The sequence below is a fragment of the Nocardia sp. NPDC057455 genome (assembly GCF_042802775.1).
Classification (GTDB): Bacteria; Actinomycetota; Actinomycetes; order Mycobacteriales; family Mycobacteriaceae; genus Nocardia.
Genome location: NZ_JBHVDM010000123.1, coordinates 1 through 17,511, shown reverse-complemented (window position 1 = coordinate 17,511; position 17,511 = coordinate 1). Strand labels below are relative to the sequence as shown.

Here is a 17,511-nt window from a genome sequence, read left to right as displayed (position 1 = left end):
GTGTATAAGAGACAGCACCCGGGAAGCGCGGGAGTTGGCCCATCTCGCTTCCGGCGAGCGAGGATTCGAGATCGTCTCCTCGCTCGCCGGTCGTGTGCGCGCACCCTTGCTGCCGGAGGGCGCGGTCCGCGTCGGCGGTTTCGGCGGCGCCGAGGGGCTGCGCGCCTGGCTCGCGGCCAACGACACGGCGGCGATCGTGGATGCGACCCACCCCTTCGCCGCGGCCATCAGCGTCAACGCGGCGTCGGCCGCGCGTGTTTCGGGCGTGCCGCTGGTACACCTGCGACGGCCCAGGTGGGTGGAGCGGACGGGGGACCAGTGGGTGCGGGTACCCGATCTTCGCGCCGCGGCGAGGGAAACGGCCGCTCTCGGCGAGCGAGTCTTCCTGACCATCGGCAGGCAGGGCGTCGACGCGTTCGCGGGATCGGGCCTGCAATGGTTCCTGATCCGGGCCATCGACCCGCCGGAAGGCGCGCTGCCGCCGCGGCACGAACTGCTCCTGGCCCGTGGGCCGTTCGCGTTCGAGGACGAAACGCGTTTGCTCACCGAGCACCGGATCGACGTGCTCGTCACCAAGGACAGCGGCGGTGAGCAGACCGAAGCCAAACTCGCCGCCGCCCGTGCGGCCGGGATCCCGGTTGTCGTGGTGGACCGTCCGCCGCTGCCCGAGGGCGCGCCGGTCGTGGAAACATCCGAGCAGGCGCTGAAATGGTTGCGCGACAGGCGAACTCGGCATTCTTGAAGCCGGGTGTGCCGCAGTGTTCAGCTGTCGAGCAGTTCCGGCAGATGGTCGAACCACTCCAGCACCGCCCGCTCGTAGCGGATCCCGAAATCGAGTGTGGCGCGGGCGAATGTCGGCTTTCCGGCCGGATCTTCGGCGAGATACCGTGTGAGCCGCGCCTGATGGATCTCCCGGTTGGCCGCGACGATGCCGTCGAGCCGGCCGCGATCGAGGTGCTCTCCGAAGGAGAGCGTGAGCAGCAACGGCACCCGGATGGTCTCCCCGCCCGGATCGCGGGCGACCCATTCGAGGAACGCTTCTCGCCCCGCGTCGGTGATCTGATAGGGCGTGCGTTCCCTGGCTCCGGTCTCGCCCTTCTCGACGAGTCCCGCCGCGTCCATCGTGGCGAGCTCCCGATAGACCTGGCTCTGCGTGATCGTCCAGAAGTCGCCGATCCGATTTTGGGCCTCGGTCACCAGATCCCACCCCGACATGGGGCCTTCGTGTAGAAATCCGAGCAACGACGCCGCCGTCGAGTTCAGTGGTTTGCGCTTGGTCGCGGTGTTGGTCAACGACTGCTCCCTTCGCTCTCAACATTCCATAGTGGAATGTTACCGGAAAGGGGCGGGTCAGGCGTCGCCGGTCAACTTGTCGAGCCGGGCGAGCACCTGCGCCATCCCCTGCTCCAGTCGCGCCTGGCCCTGTTCGAGCTGCGCCTGGCTGCGGGCCAGCGCGGCCTGACCTTGTTCCAGCCGGACTTGTCCTTGTTCGAGCACGGTGACCCTGCGGTTGAGTTCGCCCACATTCTCGCGCAGATTTCCGACATCCCGGCGAAGCTCGCCGACGGCTTCCCCGGCGGTCTCCGCGCGCCGGTCGATCCGGCCGATGCCGTCGAGGGCCTTTCTGGTCAGTGCCGCGAGTTCATTGAGGACCTCGCCCTGCTCGTCGAGCGCTTGTTCGCTTGCGGTGGCCCTGGCCTCCAAGGCGCGAGCACGCAGCGTCAGCTCCGGCAGTGTCGCGGCCAAGGTCCCTCCGATCTTCGGTGCGTCAGGCGATCTTACGCGCCGTCGGCGGCCGCGTCGCGTGCGCGATCGTAGCGGCGGGAGGTGTAGACCCGGATGCCCGCGCCGGTTTCGCGCGCCGTGGTGGTGGACGCGCCGATGATCAGCAGCGTACGCATGTCCACCTCGTCGGGGTCGAGATCGCCGAGCGAAACCACCCGGACGGATTCGGTGGGCCCACCGACGTCGCGCCCGACGACGACGGGTGTGTCCGGCTTGCGATGCTCCAGCAGCAGATCCCGCATCGCGCCCACCTGCCAGGTGCGCTGCGCGGACGCCGGGTTGTAGACCGCGATCGCCATATCGGCCGCCGCCACAGCGGCGAGACGCTGTGCCACGACCTCCCACGGCTTGAGCCGATCGGAGAGCGAGATCATCGCGTAATCGTGCCCGAGTGGTGCGCCCACCCGGCTGGCCACCGCGTTGGCCGCGGTGAGACCGGGCAGCACGCGTACCGGCACTCCACTCCACTGCGGGTCGCCGGATTCCTCCAGCACCGCCGCCGCCATCGCGAACACCCCGGGATCTCCCGAGGAGACGACCGCGACCCGCGCGCCGCGCTTGGCCAGATCCAAGGCCATCGCCGCGCGCTCGGACTCGACCCGGTTGTCGCTGGCATGCCGACGCTGCCCCGGGCGCTCGGGTACCCGGTTCAGATAGGTGGTGTAGCCGACCAGATCGGTGGCGTCGGTCAACGCCGCGCGTACTTCGTCGGTGGTCCACTCCGGCGCGCCGGGACCGAGTCCCACCACCACGACCTCACCGACGCCCGCGGTCGTCCCCGCGTCGGCGACCCGCTGAGCCGCCACCATCTCCGCTTCGAGGCGGGGCAACGGCGTGGTCGGCTCGGGACCCGGCACGAGGGTGATGGCGAAGTAGGGCACCTCCGCGTCGTCCACCGCACCGGCGTGCAGCACGCGCTGCTGGGTGGTGCTCGCGCGTTCGACGTAATACGCGCCGGCGAGTCGTCCGGAATCCGAGAGCGCTCGGCGCACATCGGGGTAGGTGCGTCCCAGTTTCATGATCGCGGCCGCGTCGGTCGTGCGCAGCCGCCGGGTGAGCTCCTCGACCGGCATCGTGCCCGGCAGCACGGTGAGCACCTGCTCGCCCTCGACCAGCGGCGTCCCCAGCGCCGCCGATGCCGCGCTCACGGAGGTGATGCCCGGGATTATCTCGGCGTCGAACCGGTCGGCCAGCCGCCGGTGCATGTGCATGTACGAGCTGTAGAACAACGGGTCGCCCGCGGCGAGCAACGCGACCGACCGGCCCGCGGCGAGGTGGCCGGCCAGCCGCTCGGCGGCCTGTTCGTAGAACTCATCGATCGCACCCTGGTAACCGCCTGGATGGTCGGTGGTCTCGGTGGTCACCGGGTAGACCAGATGCTCTTCCAGTTGGCCGGGGCGCATGTACGGTGCCGCGATACGGCGGGAGATGCTGCGGCCGTGGCGCGCACTGTGGAACGCGATGACGTCGGCAGCGCCGATCACGTTCGCCGCTTTGACCGTCACCAACTCGGGATCGCCCGGTCCGAGCCCGACGCCCCACAGCTTGCCCGCAGTGCTCATTCCTGTTCGCTCGCAATCGCGTTCAACGCGGACGCGGTGATGGCGCTGCCGCCGCGCCTACCGCGTACCGTGAGGTACTCGACGCCGCCGAAATCGATCAGGGCGTCTTTGGATTCGGCCGCGCCGACGAATCCGACCGGGATGCCGAGTACGGCGGCGGGCCGGGGCGCTCCCGCGTCGAGTAGGTCGAGCAGATGGAACAGTGCCGTCGGCGCGTTGCCGATCGCGACGACGGCGCCGTCGAGACGGTCGCGCCACAGGTCGAGCGCCGCGGCGGAGCGAGTGGTGCCCGCGGCCGCGGCCAGCTCCGGCACGCGCGGATCGGCGAGGGTGCAGACGACCTCGTTACCCGCCGGCAGTCGTTTCCTGGTCACACCCGAGGCGACCATGGTCGCGTCACAGAGAATCGGCGCGCCCGCGCGCAGCGCCGCCCGCGCCGAGGCGACCACACCGGGGGAGAAGGCGATGTCCGTGGCGAGATCCACCTGACCGCAGCCGTGGATCATCCGCACGACCACCTGCGCCACATCCGGCGGGAATCCGCTGAGATCGGCCTCGGCGCGAATCGTCGCGAACGAGCGACGGTAGATCTCGGCCCCGTCGGTGAGGTAGCTGGCACGTACGTCGGACATGCGGTCCACCCTATGGGTGCGGGTCCGGACAGATCGGTCCGGGTCGGGCGCTTCGCATTCCGGGCCGGGCACCGGCTACCAGCGCGGGAGGCCGCAGCCGGATCAGGTGCGCGGGCGCTCCAGAATCCGGGACATGACGATGGCGCTGCGGGTACGCCCGACCCGCGCGTTCTCCCGGATCCGTTCCACGGTCACCTCGATCTCGGCCATGTCGGTCGCCATCACGTGCACCAGCGCGTCGGCCTCGCCCGCGATGGTCCAGACACCGACCACCTGCGGGATCGGTTCCAGACTGCGTTTGAGTTCGGCCGGGGAGATGTTGTCGCGGTAGTACACCTCGACGTACGCCTCGGTCTTCCAGCCCAGCGCCGCGGGATTGACCAGCGCGGTGAACCCGGTGATCTGCTTGCCCGCGACCAGCCGATCGACCCGCCGTTTCACCGCGGGCGCGGACAACCCGACCGCGCCACCGATCTCTTGGAACGAAGCACGGGCGTTCTTCAGCAGTTGTTCGAGAATGCGCCGATCGAGGTCGTCCACGTCACACCTTCTCCGAATCGAAGCAATGAATCGATGGCTGGAGCCGGATATACGCAATGAATCGCCATTTCTGGCGCAATGCTAGGCGATTTACTGTCATATCACTGAAAATTCACGCTCACACCGGGAGTTCCGTTGACGTCTGTAGCCACCCTCCCCGTCGAGTCCGTCGCCCGCCGTTCGTCGCCGCGCCGGTTCGTGATGTGCCGTCCCGATTACTTCGAGGTCGCCTACGCCATCAATCCCTGGATGAATCCCGCCGAACCCGTCGACCGCTCGCTGGCCCTCGAGCAGTGGGACACGTTGCGCGCCGTCTACGCGCAACACGGACACACCGTGGAGGTGGTACCCGGCATCGCGGGCCTGCCCGACATGGTGTTCGCCGCCAACGGCGGGCTGATCGTCGGCGACCGCGCCATGTCGGCCCGCTTCACCCACCCGGAGCGCGCCGCGGAAGGCCCGGCCTACCACGCCTGGTTCGCTCGATACGGCTTGCCGAATCTGCTGGCCGCCGCGGAATTCAACGAAGGCGAAGGCGACTTCCTCCTGGTCGGCGACCGGCTGTTGGCCGGAACGGGGTTCCGCAGCTCGCTCGCCGCGCACGAGGAGGTGTCGCGCCACTTCGGGCTGCCCGTGATATCGCTGGAACTGGTCGATCCGCGCTTCTACCACCTGGACACGGTGCTGCTCGCGCTGGACGCCGAAACCATCGCCTACTACCCGCCCGCCTTCAGTCCTGCGTCGCGCGCGGTGCTCGCCGCGCTCTATCCCGACGCGATCGTGGCCACCGACGCGGACGCGGCGGTGCTCGGGCTCAACGGCGTCTGCGACGGTTTCCACGTCTTCCTCAGCAGCGCGGCCACCGATCTCAGCGAAGCTTTGCGCGCCCGTGGCTACCATCCGGTCGGGATCGAGATGTCCGAGTTGCTCAAGGCCGGTGGCTCCGTCAAGTGCTGCACGCTCGAAATCCATGGCAGGTGACCGCCCGGTGCCTCCGGAGGGTCAGTCGATGCGATAACCCTGGTCGGTCGCGACGATATCGGTGACCTCGCCCTGCGGGCGGCCGCACCGGCGATCGCACCCCGACCAGTGCTGACGCCCGGCCACCGTGACGTCGGTCGCGGACATCGTCCGCGGCACGTCGACCGGATCGGCTGCCCCGGGTAGCACCCGGCCGGTGTCGATCGCGCCGACGGCATCGGCCCGTACGTCGGTATGCGATTTCGCGCAGCCGGGCTGTCCGGCGCAAGCGCTGACCAGCAGCCACGGCGAGTCGGCGTCGAAGATCAACCCCATCGGCGCCAGCACGCGTACCACCTGTTCGGCCGCCCACTCCGGCAGGTCGGTGATCACCAGGCTGCGCCACGGCGTGAGGAGAATCGGTCGATCCACTGCGGCGAGGAACTCAGCGATGCGGGCGGGCAGCGAGCCCAGGCGCACGCCGGCGCCCAGCGCGACCGATCCGTTGTCCTGCTCCAGCCATCCGATCGGAACGTTCTGTGCGGTCGAGAATTCGAGTTTTTCGGCGGTCGGGGACAAGCCGAGGCGATCGACGACGCGTTCGGCGCCGTGTTCGATCTCGTGCAACCGCCACCGGCCCGCGTCGTCGCCGCGCAGGTCCAGGAAGGCGTGCGCGGCGGCGAGCATGATGTCGACCGCGTCGGCGGCGGAGAGCCGCAGGCCGCTGTCGCCGCCCGCGAGCAGCAGCGCGAACTCGTCCGTCCCGGCCGCGTGTATCCCGATGTCGGGGCCGAGCCCACTGACATCGCCGCGTCCGTCGTCGAGGGTGAACAGCACCCGGCCGGGCAGGCCGGCCAGCCGCGGCGCCGCGCGCAGGCCGGTGTCGAGCGCGGCAACCAACGGGTGCACATCCGCCAGGCCGCCGATCCGGCCGGACAGCGGCGAGGCGATGACGTTGCGCACCCGTTCGTGGGTGTTGCTCGGCAGCAGGCCGGCGGCCGTGAGCCGGTCGGTCAGCGCCCCGGCGTCGTGCACCCGGCGCAATTGGACGTTGCCCCGGGAGGTGAGCTCGATGTTCCCGTCCGCCAGCTCGCGCGCGGCCTCGGCCAGTGCCTGCACCTGGGCGGGACCGAGACGACCGCCGGGCACGCGAATTCGTGCCAGCGGCCCGTCGGCTGCCTCGTGCAGCCGCAGCACGCCCGGACAGGAGTCAGGAGCACGTCGTGTCATAGCGCATCCAGCCTACGGACGCACCGGCCGCCACACCGAGCGGCGGGTCACCCCACGATCGACTGCACCCAGTCGAGGACGGCGGCCCGATACAGGGCGGTATTGCGTGCGAGATTGACCGAGTGCCCGCTGCCGGGCAGCACGTAGGTGCGCAGTCGTGCCGCCGGGGCGAAGAACGGCGCTTCGGTGGCGTGCAATGTCGCGGCATCCGCGCAGACGACGTAACCGGGGCCGCAGGAGAGCCGGTCCAGGCTGCCGTTGACGACCAGCACCGGGACATCGATGAAGTTGGTCATCGGCGGAAGAGTGGAGGTCAAGCCGTCGGGATACTCCGTCGGTGAGAAAACTTCCTTGGTCGTTTCATCGACGGCGAGAACTTCGGGATCTGCCGTCTCGGTGGCGAAGAAGTCGTCCGCGCGGGTACCGGGCCGAGTGGTCAGGTAGCCGGGATCGTAGCCCCGCCCGGCGAAGTGCGGATCCCCGGCGGCTTGGTGGTAGGTCGAGATCACGCCGAGGACTTCGGACACGTTGAGGGTGTGGGAGAAGCCGGTGAGCAGGACGCCGTCGACATCCTGGTACGTGGTCGCTTCCAGGACGTCGATACCCGAGCTGAGTGAATGTCCCCCGGTGATGACCTTGCCGAACGGCGGTGCGCCCGCGAGTCCTCGGCGCAGCGCCTGCACGATGTCGTGCAGGGCGCGGGCGGAGACCGTCGCCGTGACCTGCGTGCTCGGCGGCCTGGTACTCGCGCCGTTGCCGAGTCGATCGACCACCAGCGTCGCGATGCCGGCGGCGTTCATCGCGCGGCGGAAGCTGTAGGTGTCCGGGGCGTAGGGGAAATCCCAGTACGTGTGGTTGTAGTTGGAGCCCGCGATCAGCACCATGACGGTGTCGGTGGCGCCTGCCTCGGGAGTGCACAGGGAACCGGCCATTTCGCCGAGCGGCACTGGGACGGACACCGTTTCGCAGCGGCCCGGCGCGGTGTCGTCGGCGTGGGCGGTGCTCGGTGCCAGACAGAGCAGCATGGCCGCCGCGGACGCGACGATCGACCGTAGCGAGGTTCGCACGCGACGCAGGCTATGCCCGAATCTTTTGCGGCGCAATACCTGTGGCCGACAACCGTTATTCCGGAATCCGCTGTGACAGCCCTTCCGGCAAAAGATTCCGAACCATCGGCGAACGACGATATCGCACACAATGTTCGGTGACCATCGCATAGTTGAGGACGCACGCGTGCGCCCGGCCGCGCCCGACATGGCGTCGGGAGAGCGGATGCCCGGGACGACGCGGTGAACGAGGAGCGCGGGATCGTGGGTGCGACGAGACAAGGGACGGGTACGCGAACGGTGCACTTCGTCGGAAGTTTTCCGGCCGAGAGCACGGACGTCGCGATGCGGGCCATGCTGGAAAGCGCGGGGCCGCGGCTGCGTACCCTGCCGACGGGGGAGACCCGGCGCTACGAGTTCTATATCCAACCGATCATCGAAGACCTGGTCACCCAAGGGGTGCTGGCGGTGAAGAAGCCGGGGACGTGGCGATCGAGCCGGGATCGGACGATCCACCGTGCCGCTCGCGGCGCCGATTTGCTTGGTGGATGTATGGATCTCGGATATCTCCGGGAGGCCCGGGAGGCGCTGCCGATTCTCCGTGGACTGCGCGGCCGGTGCGAGTCGCCGGGCCTCGCGCTCCAGATCGGGATGCCGACCGACTTCACCCTGACGTTCATCGCCATGGGAGCCACCGGTCTGCGGCGCTATCGCCGAGCCTTCTTCGACGCCACCGTGCGCGACATCACGGCCATCCGCGAGCTGGCAGGCGACGACGTCGTCGTGCAGCTCGAGGCCACCGCGGAGCTGGTGCTCATGGCCGGGGCGCAGCCATCGCACCGGCTGGTAGATCGGGCGCTGGGACTGGGCGAGGGAATCGCCGCGCTGGCCGCGGCCGCTCCCGAGGGGACTCGTTTCGGGGTGCACCTGTGCCTCGGCAGCCTGCGCAACAAAGCGCGGGGTAAGTTGCGTAATGCCCGGCCTCTGGTCGATTTGGCCAATTCCGTCGTCCGGCACTGGCCACAGGGGCGCATCCTGCAATTCGTGCACGGCCCGGTCGCCGCGGGCGATATACCGCCGCCGACCGAGCCCGAATTCTATGCGCCCTTCGGGGATTTGGCTCTGGCAGCGGACACCGATTTCTATGCCGGGTTGGTGCACGACGTCCCCACCGAGGCGCAGCAGTCGCAGACGTTGCAGGTGCTGGAGAATGCGCTGGGCCGCCCGGTCGACGGAGTCGCCTGCGCATGCGGTCTGGGTCGTCGCCCCCGCCCGGTAGCGGATGAACTCATGGCGCGGGCCACGGTGCTTGCGGCAGGCGCATGAGTACGAGCTGCTGCGTGACGGTAAAGCACTGTCTCCCAAGATCATTCGACCGCGAAGGTTCTTCGGCGGACGAATGGCGGAGAGGGGAAGTTACGTTCATGACCGGGGCGATCGTGGAGGTACGGTGTCCGGCATGGAGCGAGCACCACGGGGCGTCGATCCGAACCTGCCGAACTCCGCCCGGGTCTACGACTATCTGCTGGGCGGCAAAGACAACTACGAGGTGGATCGCGCGGTCGCGCACCGGATGCTGTCGATCGCCCCGGACACCCGCACCTTGGCCTGGTTCAGTCGCAAATTCCTGGTGCAGGCGGTCCAGCTGGCCGCCGAGGCGGGGGTCCGGCAGTTCATCGATCTCGGCGCGGGTATCCCGACTTCACCGAACGTGCACGAGGTCGCCCACAAGATCGATCCGTCGGCGCGGGTCGCCTACGTCGATTTCGACCCGGTCGTGTACGCGCACTGCGGCGCCCTGCTCGCCGGCGCCGAGGGGGTCACGGCCATGCTGGGCGACGTGCGCCGGCCGGACGACATTCTCGATCGGCTGCGGAACGAGGGGATGATCGACTTCGGTGAACCGGTGGCGATCACGCTCGTGGGGGTTCTGCACTTCGTGATGGACGACGAAGGCCCGGCCGGGATCGTCGCCCGCTTGGGTGCGGCCATGGCGCCGGGGAGTTATCTGGCGTTCACGCACGGCTCCGCCGACAGCGATCCGGATTTCATCACGCAGTCGTCGTCGGACACCGCCAATTCCTCGGCCCAAGTGGTCTATCGATCTCCGGCAGTGGTCGAGTCGTTCTTCGAGGGCTTCGAGATGAACGATCCCGGCGTGGTTCCGTTGCAACAGTGGCTCGGCGACGATCTTCCGGACACCAGGCTGGTGCTGCTGGGCGGGGTGGTCCGCAAGGCCTCGGACGCGCGCGCCGACTAGGGTCGGCGTATGTCCGAAATCTCCACTCTCGCCGACCGCCTCGCCATCATCGATGTAATCACCAGGATGTTCGTATACACCGATCAGAAGCGCTGGGAAGATTTGTCGGCGAAGGTCTTCACGCCGAGCGTGGATTTCGACGGCGGGTTCGGCGGGCCGGTCGGGGAGCGGGCCGCCGCGGACATCATCGCGGATTGGCGCACCGGGCTCGCCGACCTCGACGGGGTGCACCACCAGTCGGGCAACCATCTCATCGATCTGGAGGGTGACACGGCGCACGTGCACGCGGACGCCATCGCGGTGCACGTCAAGAACACCGCGGTCGAGGGCAAGACCCGAACCTTCGTCGGCAGCTACTCCCTCGGCGTCGAACGCACGGCGGACGGGTGGCGGGTCAACCGGTTCCATTACCAGCTCAAAGTGATCGACGGCAACGCCGACCTGGTCTAGGTATGCGTGGATGATCGTTCTCACCCGAAGTCTCGCGCGGGAAACCTATTACGATCCGATGTGCACTCGTCGGTCGCAGGCGCAGTTCCTGACATCTCGACGCCGAAGTCGGCGTCCGGTAGCAATTCCATGATCGAAGCGTTGCCCCTGGGGGCGACTGCGCTCCCGGCGTGCTCGGCGACTGGATGCAGCAGCGGCCGGTGACGCGGTGTCGCCGAGGGCCGAAGCGTCGATCACGGTGTCTTGCTGGGCTGCGCCTCCGATCGAGCGGCCGCGGGCAGCGCTGCCGTGCGTGACCGTCCGGGAGCCCACACACCGACCAGGACCGCGGCGGCGAAGGTGAGTATGCCCAGGGCCAGCGCGGATTGCTGTGCTCCGTGGACGAAGGCCGACTCGGCGACCTCGGCCAGTGGTGCGGCTGACGGTCCCGCCCGCTCGGTGACCTGCAACGCCGCGGCCAGCGAGTCGCCGACCGGTCCGCGGATCTGCTCGGGCAGGCGGGGCAGGGCGGGCGCGATGCGGTCGCTGTACCCGGCGGCGAGGATGCTGCCTGCGACCGCGATGCCGACGGCCGCGCCCACTTCGCGCGCCGCGTCGTTCACCGCGGCGGCGATGCCGTGCTTCTCCACCGGAGTGCCCGCGATGATCGCCGCGGTCGCGGGCGCGGTGCACAGGCCGGTGCCGCTGCTCATGATCAACAACGGCCACAGCAGATCGACATAAGTGCTGTGTGCGTCGAGCCGGGACAACGCGATCAGCGCGATCCCGATGACCGTCAGTCCGGTGAAGGTCGGCCAGCGCAGGCCGACCCGTTCGGCGAGCCGGGGGGCTACCGCCGAGATCACCACCATCGGCACGATCATCGGCGCCATGGCCAATGCCGAGGTCAGCGGCCGGTACCCGAGGATCAACTGGAGGAACTGCACGAGCAGCAGGAAGGTTCCGAAGCACACCAGGAACTGCAGGGTCACCGTGGCGGTGCCCGCGCCGAACCCGCGGTCGGCGAACAGGCGCACGTCCAGCAGCGGATGCGCCACCCGCAACTCGATCAGGACGAACGCCGTGCTCGCCAGCGCCGCCGTGATGGCGATGCCGATCACCACCGGATCCAGCCATCCCCGTTCGGGCGCTTGAATGGCGGCGACCACGAGCAATCCGACGGCGCTCGCCGCGGTGACCGTGCCCCACAGGTCCATCTTCGGGGGAGCCGGGTCCACCGATTCCGGCAGGGTGAACCCGGCGATCAGTAGCACCAGTCCAGCGACGGTCATGGCGAGGAAGATCGATACCCACGACCAGCGCTCCAGCAGTAGACCCGAGCCGAGGATGCCGAGCACCGCGCCGGCGCCCGCGACGCCCGCCCACAGCCCGACGGCGGTGCCCCGGCGTGCCTCCGGGAACCCGGCGGTGATCAAGGCGAGCGTCGACGGCATGACGAGGGCGGCCCCCACTCCGGCCACCGCCCGGGCGGCGATCAGCCAGCCGGGTGTGTCCAGCAGTAGCGGCACCGCCGAGGCCGCGGCGAACACGAAGAGCCCGACGATCAGCGCCGCGCGCCGCCCGTAACGGTCGCCCAGCGCGCCCGCAGGAAGAACCAGGCACGCCAGAGCGAGGGTGTAGCCGTCGACGATCCAGGTCAACTGCTGCTGGCTGGCGCCGGTCACGGCGGCGACCTCCGGCAGCGCGGTGTACAAGGCCGCCATCGACGCGATGACCAGCGCCACGGCGAGGCAGGACATCGCGAGCGTCCACCGCTGGACGGCCGACAAACGTGTCGTGGTCGACTCGGTCGACTCCATGGCGCCTCCCGGCAAAACGAAACTGTCAGTATCGTTACGCTACTATCAGTATCATAAGTAGGCCGGGTGGTGATAGACGGAGCGGAGGAGGATTGTTCGACTCATGACCGGTGCTGCCGACCCCTCGCCGCGCGAGATCGCTCGCGAGGAGGATGTCGACCCGCGCAAGCTGCGCTCCCGTGCCAGGTTGCTCGATGCCGCGACCGCGCTGCTGAAAACCGGTGGGCTGGAAGCGGTTACCGTCGAGGCGGTCACGACCATGTCGAAGGTCGCGCGGACAACGCTGTACCGGCATTTCGACAACGCCGTGCAATTGCGTGCCGCCACGCTCGAGCGCCTGCTCCCTCCGGTCATCGAGGCGCCGCCCGCCGGTCCGCTGCGGCAACGGCTGATCGAACTGCTCAGCAGGCAGGCCGCGGTCGTCAACGACGCTCCGCTACAGATCTCCACGCTGGCGTGGCTGGCCACCGGCGAGCGCGGCGCCTCCGGTACGGGCCCGGCGTTGACCTCCCTGCGCCAGCGACTCATCGAGCAATACCGCAAGCCGTTCGACCAGCTGTTCGGCGATCCGGAAGTGCGCGCGCAACTCGGCGAGTTCGACGTGACGCCGGCGCTGACACAGCTCGTCGGCCCGATCGTCTTCGCCAGACTGGTCGGACTCGCACCGACCACCCCCGCCGAATGCGCGCGGCTCGTCGACGACTTCTTGGCCGCCCGGTCGAGCGACCGCGACCGCCGCGGGCCGGAGCGGGCCGGATGCGTGGACGAGGTCGATCCGAACGACAGGTAGCATCGGCGTGCTCGGCGGACGACGAGGAAACCGGTGGAAGTCCGGTGCGGTCGCGCCACTGTAGAAAGCCAGACCCTCCCCGGCGAGCAGCGAACCCCCCGATGGGCGCGTCACCCGAGGAAGGCTGCCACCCGTGATTGTGCTGTTGTCCACGTCCGACACCGATCTGCTGAGTGCCCGCGCCAGCGGCGCCGACTACCGCTGGGCGAACCCGGCTCGCCTTCTGGTCGAGGACCTGCCCGGCCTGCTCGACGGCGCCGATCTGGTGATCGTGCGCATCCTCGGCGGCAAGCGGGCCTGGGAGGACGGGCTGGAGACGCTGCGTGCGAGCGGGATTCCGCTCGTCGCGCTCGGCGGCGAGATCGCCCCGGACGCCGAACTGATGGAATGCTCCACCGTTCCGGGCGGCGTCGCGGCCGACGCGCACAACTATCTCGCCGCCGGTGGCCCAGAGAATCTGCGCCAGCTGCACAATTTCCTGTCCGATACGGTGCTGCTGACCGGCCACGGTTTCGAGCCCCCGATTCAATTGCCCAGCTGGGGCGAGCTCGACCGGGTCGCCACCGAGCAGGCCGACGGGCCGACCGTGGCGGTGATCTACTATCGCGCCCAGCATCTGGCGGGCAACACCGCCTATGTCGATGCGCTGTGCACCGCGATCGAACAAGCGGGTGCGCGGGCGCTGCCACTGTACTGCGCGTCGCTGCGCACCGCCGAACCCGAGTTGATCGCGACTCTGCGCCGGGCCGACGCGCTGGTGGTGACGGTGCTGGCGGCCGGCGGCACCAAGCCGGCCACCGCGTCGGCGGGCGGCGAGGACGAGGCTTGGGATGTCGGCGCGCTCGCGGACCTGGACGTGCCCATCCTGCAAGGGCTGTGCCTGACCACCGGCCGCGCCCAGTGGGAGGCCAACGACGACGGGCTGTCACCGCTGGACGTCGCCACCCAGGTCGCCGTGCCGGAGTTCGACGGACGGATCATCACGGTCCCGTTCTCGTTCAAGGAATTCGACGCAGACGGCCTGTCCACCTACGTCCCCGATCCCGAGCGCGCCGCCCGGGTCGCGGGCATCGCGACTCGCTACGCGCGGCTGCGCCACATCCCGGCCGCGCACAAGCGCATCGTGGTCATGCTGTCGGCTTATCCGACCAAGCACGCGCGCATCGGCAACGCCGTCGGTCTGGACACCCCGGCCAGCGCGATCCGGCTGCTCACCGAAATGCGCGCCGCCGGTTACGATCTCGGTGCGCCCGGTGAGGTCCCCGGCCTGGACGAGCGGGACGGTGACGCCCTCATCCACGCACTGATCGCGGCAGGTGGCCAGGACCCCGACTGGCTGACCGCCGAACAGCTCGAGGGCAACCCGATTCGTATCGGCGCGGCCACCTACGCGGCCTGGTTCGACACCCTGCCCGGCGACCTGCGCGACGCCGTCGTGGAAGCATGGGGCCCGCCGCCGGGCGAACTCTACGTCGACCGCTCGTCCGACCCGGGCGGCGAGATCGTCATCGCCGCTCTGCGTTTCGGCAATGTCGTGCTCATGGTGCAGCCGCCGCGCGGTTTCGGCGAGAACCCCGTCGCGATCTATCACGACCCCGATCTGCCCCCGAGCCACCACTACTTGGCGGCCTACCGGTGGCTCAGCGCGCCCGAAGGTTTCGGCGCGGACGCGATGGTGCACCTGGGCAAGCACGGGAACCTGGAGTGGCTGCCGGGCAAGACGCTGGGCATGTCGGCTTCCTGCGGAACCGATGCGGCCCTCGGTGACCTGCCGCTGATCTATCCCTTCCTGGTGAACGACCCCGGCGAGGGCACCCAGGCCAAGCGGCGCGCGCACGCCACCCTGGTGGATCACCTGATCCCGCCGATGGCCCGTGCCGAAAGCTACGGCGACATCGCGCGTCTGGAGCAGCTGCTCGACGAGCACGCCAACATCTCCGCGCTGGACCCGGCCAAGCTGCCCGCCATCCGCCAGCAGATCTGGACCCTGATGCGCGCCGCCGCGATGGACCACGACCTCGGCCTCACCGAGCGTCCGGACGAGGACTCGTTCGACGACATGCTGTTGCACGTCGACGGCTGGCTGTGCGAGATCAAGGACGTGCAGATCCGCGACGGCCTGCACATTCTGGGACAAGCCCCGGCGGGGGAAAGTGAACTCGACCTGGTGCTGGCCATGCTCCGCGCGCGCCAGCTGTGGGGTGGCGAGCGTACCGTGCCGGGCCTGCGCGAAGCCCTCGGTCTGGACGAGTCGGGCGGGGAGGCGCGCGAGCGCGTGGACGCCGTGGAGGACCGCGCCCGCGCGCTGGTCGCGGCATTGCAAGCGGCGGACTGGTCGCCCGAGGCGGTGGACGGCGTCAGCGACGACCCGGAGGTGCGCGGGGTGCTGCGGTTCGCGGCCACCGAGGTGGTGCCGCGGCTGCGACAGACCGGCGTGGAGATCGACCGGGTGCTGCACGCGCTCGACGGAGGGTTCATCCCGGCAGGCCCGAGCGGCTCGCCATTGCGCGGCCTGATCAACGTCCTGCCGACCGGACGCAATTTCTACTCGGTCGATCCCAAGGCCGTGCCGTCCCGCCTGGCCTGGGAGACCGGACAGGCCATGGCGGAATCCCTGCTGGAGCGTTACCGCGCTGACCACGGCGAGTACCCGCGGTCGGTGGGCCTGTCGGTCTGGGGGACCTCCGCCATGCGCACCTCCGGCGACGACATCGCCGAGGTGCTCGCATTGTTGGGCGTCCGGCCCGTCTGGGACGAGGCGAGCCGCCGCGTCAGGACGCTCGAGGTGATCTCGCTCGAGGAACTGGGTCGTCCCCGCATCGATGTGACGGTCCGTATCAGCGGCTTCTTCCGGGACGCGTTCCCGCACGTGCTCGCTCTGCTGGACGATGCGGTGCGTCTGGTCGCCGAGCTGGCCGAGCCGGACGAGGCGAACTACGTGCGGGCGCATGCCCAGGCCGATCTCGCCGAGCACGGCGACCGGCGGCGCGCCACCACCCGTATCTTCGGCTCCAAGCCCGGCACCTACGGTGCCGGGCTGTTGCAGCTGATCGATGCGAAGAGCTGGCGCACCGACGACGACCTCGCGCAGGTGTACACCACCTGGGGCGGCTACGCCTACGGACGCGACCTCGACGGCGCGCCTGCCGCCGAGGACATGCGCGGCGCGTATCGCCGGATCGCCGTGGCGGCCAAGAACACCGACACCCGCGAGCACGATATCGCCGACTCCGACGACTATTTCCAGTTCCACGGCGGCATGGTCGCGACGGTGCGCGCGCTGACGGGCAAGAATCCGGAGGCCTACATCGGCGACAGCACCCGCCCGGACGCGGTGCGCACCCGGACGCTGTCCGAGGAGACGGCGCGGGTGTTCCGGGCCCGCGTGGTGAACCCCCGGTGGCTCGAGGCCATGCGCAGGCACGGCTACAAGGGCGCGTTCGAAATGGCGGCGACCGTCGACTACTTGTTCGGCTACGACGCCACCACCAACGTGGTGGCCGATTGGATGTACGAAAAGCTGTCGGAGAGCTACGTTTTCGACGAGGTGAACCGGAAGTTCATGGAGCAGTCCAATCCTTGGGCGCTGCACGGCATTGCCGAGCGGCTGCTGGAGGCGGCCGAGCGGAAACTGTGGGAACACCCCGAACAGGACACGCTCGATCGGCTGCGGCGGGTCTACTTGGAGACCGAAGGGGAGCTGGAGTAGCAGGGAGCCGCCCTCCGTCATCTCCTGGATGGTCGCCGAATAGTCTGGCGGGCAAGACATTTCGGACATTCGCAAGTGCCGGAAATGGTGATGCCCAACGCCTATAATCGCTAGTGTTTCACGGCTGTACCCAGGTAACGACAGATCGAATCTGCTGAGGATGGGAAGGCTCATGAAGTTCAGAGAATTGGTTGCGACCACGCTGCTGACCATTGCCGCCACCGGGGTGACCGCGGCGACGGCGTACGGGCAAGCCGAGATCTACGACCCCGTGGTGAGCGGGAACGACAGCGGTGTCGCCTACACCGCGTCCGTCGCGCCGGACCGGACGAGCGTCGCGGTCACGCTCGACTCCGGGATGTTCGCCCGCACGCCGGGGGGGATCGCGGTGCTCGGGCCGGACGGATCGGTCGTGACCACGGTGCCAACGACCATGGTGTCCATGTTCGGCCAGCAAGTCGAAGTGGCGCCGGACATCGATGCGGCCGGGACGACATTGACCTTGAGTCCGGTCGGAGCCGCCATTCCGGAACCGGGCGCGCCGCAGTTCATCGGTGACGCGGGGTCCACACTGGGTGGGGTGGCGATCGGCTGTGCCATCGGGGCGCTGGTCGGTCTCGTGTTCTTCATCGTCGGGGTGTTCCCCGGCTGCGTGGTCGGCGGCCTCATCGGCGCCGCCGCGGGCGCCAGCCGGTAGTGCTGGACTGAATCGGAGTGCGCCATCGGCCGCGCTCGGTGCCCTGGCACC

Annotated in this window: 16 protein-coding genes; 8 read left to right on the top strand and 8 right to left on the bottom strand. The window is 69.1% G+C overall.

All coding sequences use genetic code 11. The features are described 5' to 3' along the window. The first annotated feature begins 4 nt into the window (after window positions 1-4). The gene (locus ACFU5M_RS31455; protein ID WP_379054690.1) at window positions 5-742 is read left to right on the top strand and encodes a cobalt-precorrin-6A reductase; all 738 of its coding nucleotides are present in this window, start codon (window positions 5-7) and stop codon (window positions 740-742) included. 20 nt (window positions 743-762) lie between these two features. Here the strand turns inward: ACFU5M_RS31455 and ACFU5M_RS31450 are convergent, their stop codons facing one another. The 5 genes from ACFU5M_RS31450 to ACFU5M_RS31430 all read right to left on the bottom strand — a co-directional run bounded on the left by ACFU5M_RS31450 (window position 763) and on the right by ACFU5M_RS31430 (window position 4,519). Continuing rightward, the gene (locus ACFU5M_RS31450; protein ID WP_379054688.1) at window positions 763-1,293 is read right to left on the bottom strand and encodes a PadR family transcriptional regulator; all 531 of its coding nucleotides are present in this window, start codon (window positions 1,291-1,293) and stop codon (window positions 763-765) included. Window positions 1,294-1,350: 57 nt separating this feature from the next. Beyond that, the gene (locus tag ACFU5M_RS31445) at window positions 1,351-1,746 is read right to left on the bottom strand and encodes a hypothetical protein (RefSeq protein WP_379054686.1); all 396 of its coding nucleotides are present in this window, start codon (window positions 1,744-1,746) and stop codon (window positions 1,351-1,353) included. 32 nt (window positions 1,747-1,778) lie between these two features. Continuing rightward, entirely contained in the window at window positions 1,779-3,347 is a 1,569-nt protein-coding gene (gene cobJ, locus ACFU5M_RS31440) for a precorrin-3B C(17)-methyltransferase (RefSeq protein ID WP_379054684.1), read from the bottom strand. Beyond that, complete coding sequence (locus tag ACFU5M_RS31435) at window positions 3,344-3,979, bottom strand: precorrin-8X methylmutase (RefSeq protein ID WP_379054682.1); 636 nt, start codon at window positions 3,977-3,979, stop codon at window positions 3,344-3,346. Before ACFU5M_RS31435 ends, cobJ begins: the two co-directional genes overlap by 4 nt. Before the next feature lie 102 nt (window positions 3,980-4,081). After that, window positions 4,082-4,519, bottom strand: a complete 438-nt coding sequence (locus ACFU5M_RS31430) for an Lrp/AsnC family transcriptional regulator (RefSeq protein ID WP_039798370.1) — start codon at window positions 4,517-4,519, stop codon at window positions 4,082-4,084. A 135-nt stretch (window positions 4,520-4,654) separates the two neighbouring features. On the opposite strand from ACFU5M_RS31430, the gene ddaH reads away from it, so the two are divergent. Continuing rightward, window positions 4,655-5,500, top strand: a complete 846-nt coding sequence (gene ddaH, locus ACFU5M_RS31425) for a dimethylargininase (RefSeq protein WP_379054679.1) — start codon at window positions 4,655-4,657, stop codon at window positions 5,498-5,500. A gap of 21 nt (window positions 5,501-5,521) precedes the next feature. Here ddaH and cobG read toward each other — a convergent pair whose 3' ends face one another. Beyond that, window positions 5,522-6,709, bottom strand: coding sequence for a precorrin-3B synthase (gene cobG, locus ACFU5M_RS31420; protein WP_379054677.1), 1,188 nt, complete (start codon window positions 6,707-6,709; stop codon window positions 5,522-5,524). A gap of 47 nt (window positions 6,710-6,756) precedes the next feature. Continuing rightward, window positions 6,757-7,776, bottom strand: a complete 1,020-nt coding sequence (locus ACFU5M_RS31415; RefSeq protein ID WP_379054675.1) for an alpha/beta hydrolase — start codon at window positions 7,774-7,776, stop codon at window positions 6,757-6,759. A gap of 243 nt (window positions 7,777-8,019) precedes the next feature. Between ACFU5M_RS31415 and ACFU5M_RS31410 the strand changes: the two genes are divergently transcribed. From ACFU5M_RS31410 to ACFU5M_RS31400, 3 genes are all read left to right on the top strand, one after another. Next, entirely contained in the window at window positions 8,020-9,081 is a 1,062-nt protein-coding gene (locus ACFU5M_RS31410; protein WP_379054673.1) for a hypothetical protein, read from the top strand. A gap of 133 nt (window positions 9,082-9,214) precedes the next feature. Continuing rightward, window positions 9,215-10,015 (top strand): SAM-dependent methyltransferase, encoded by an 801-nt coding sequence (locus ACFU5M_RS31405; RefSeq protein ID WP_379054671.1) that lies wholly within the window; start codon window positions 9,215-9,217, stop codon window positions 10,013-10,015. Between the two features lie 9 nt (window positions 10,016-10,024). Beyond that, the gene (locus ACFU5M_RS31400) at window positions 10,025-10,465 is read left to right on the top strand and encodes a nuclear transport factor 2 family protein (protein ID WP_379054669.1); all 441 of its coding nucleotides are present in this window, start codon (window positions 10,025-10,027) and stop codon (window positions 10,463-10,465) included. A gap of 233 nt (window positions 10,466-10,698) precedes the next feature. Here the strand turns inward: ACFU5M_RS31400 and ACFU5M_RS31395 are convergent, their stop codons facing one another. Further along, window positions 10,699-12,264, bottom strand: a complete 1,566-nt coding sequence (locus ACFU5M_RS31395; protein ID WP_379054667.1) for an MFS transporter — start codon at window positions 12,262-12,264, stop codon at window positions 10,699-10,701. A 103-nt stretch (window positions 12,265-12,367) separates the two neighbouring features. Between ACFU5M_RS31395 and ACFU5M_RS31390 the strand changes: the two genes are divergently transcribed. The 3 genes from ACFU5M_RS31390 (at window position 12,368) to ACFU5M_RS31380 (ending at window position 17,460) form a co-directional block, all read left to right on the top strand. Then, entirely contained in the window at window positions 12,368-13,054 is a 687-nt protein-coding gene (locus tag ACFU5M_RS31390; RefSeq protein WP_379054665.1) for a TetR/AcrR family transcriptional regulator, read from the top strand. Between the two features lie 133 nt (window positions 13,055-13,187). Continuing rightward, window positions 13,188-16,763: a cobaltochelatase subunit CobN gene (cobN, locus tag ACFU5M_RS31385; RefSeq protein ID WP_379054663.1), complete on the top strand. Its 3,576-nt coding sequence runs from the start codon at window positions 13,188-13,190 to the stop codon at window positions 16,761-16,763. A 172-nt stretch (window positions 16,764-16,935) separates the two neighbouring features. Then, window positions 16,936-17,460, top strand: coding sequence for a hypothetical protein (locus ACFU5M_RS31380; RefSeq protein ID WP_379054661.1), 525 nt, complete (start codon window positions 16,936-16,938; stop codon window positions 17,458-17,460). Window positions 17,461-17,511: the final 51 nt, after the last annotated feature.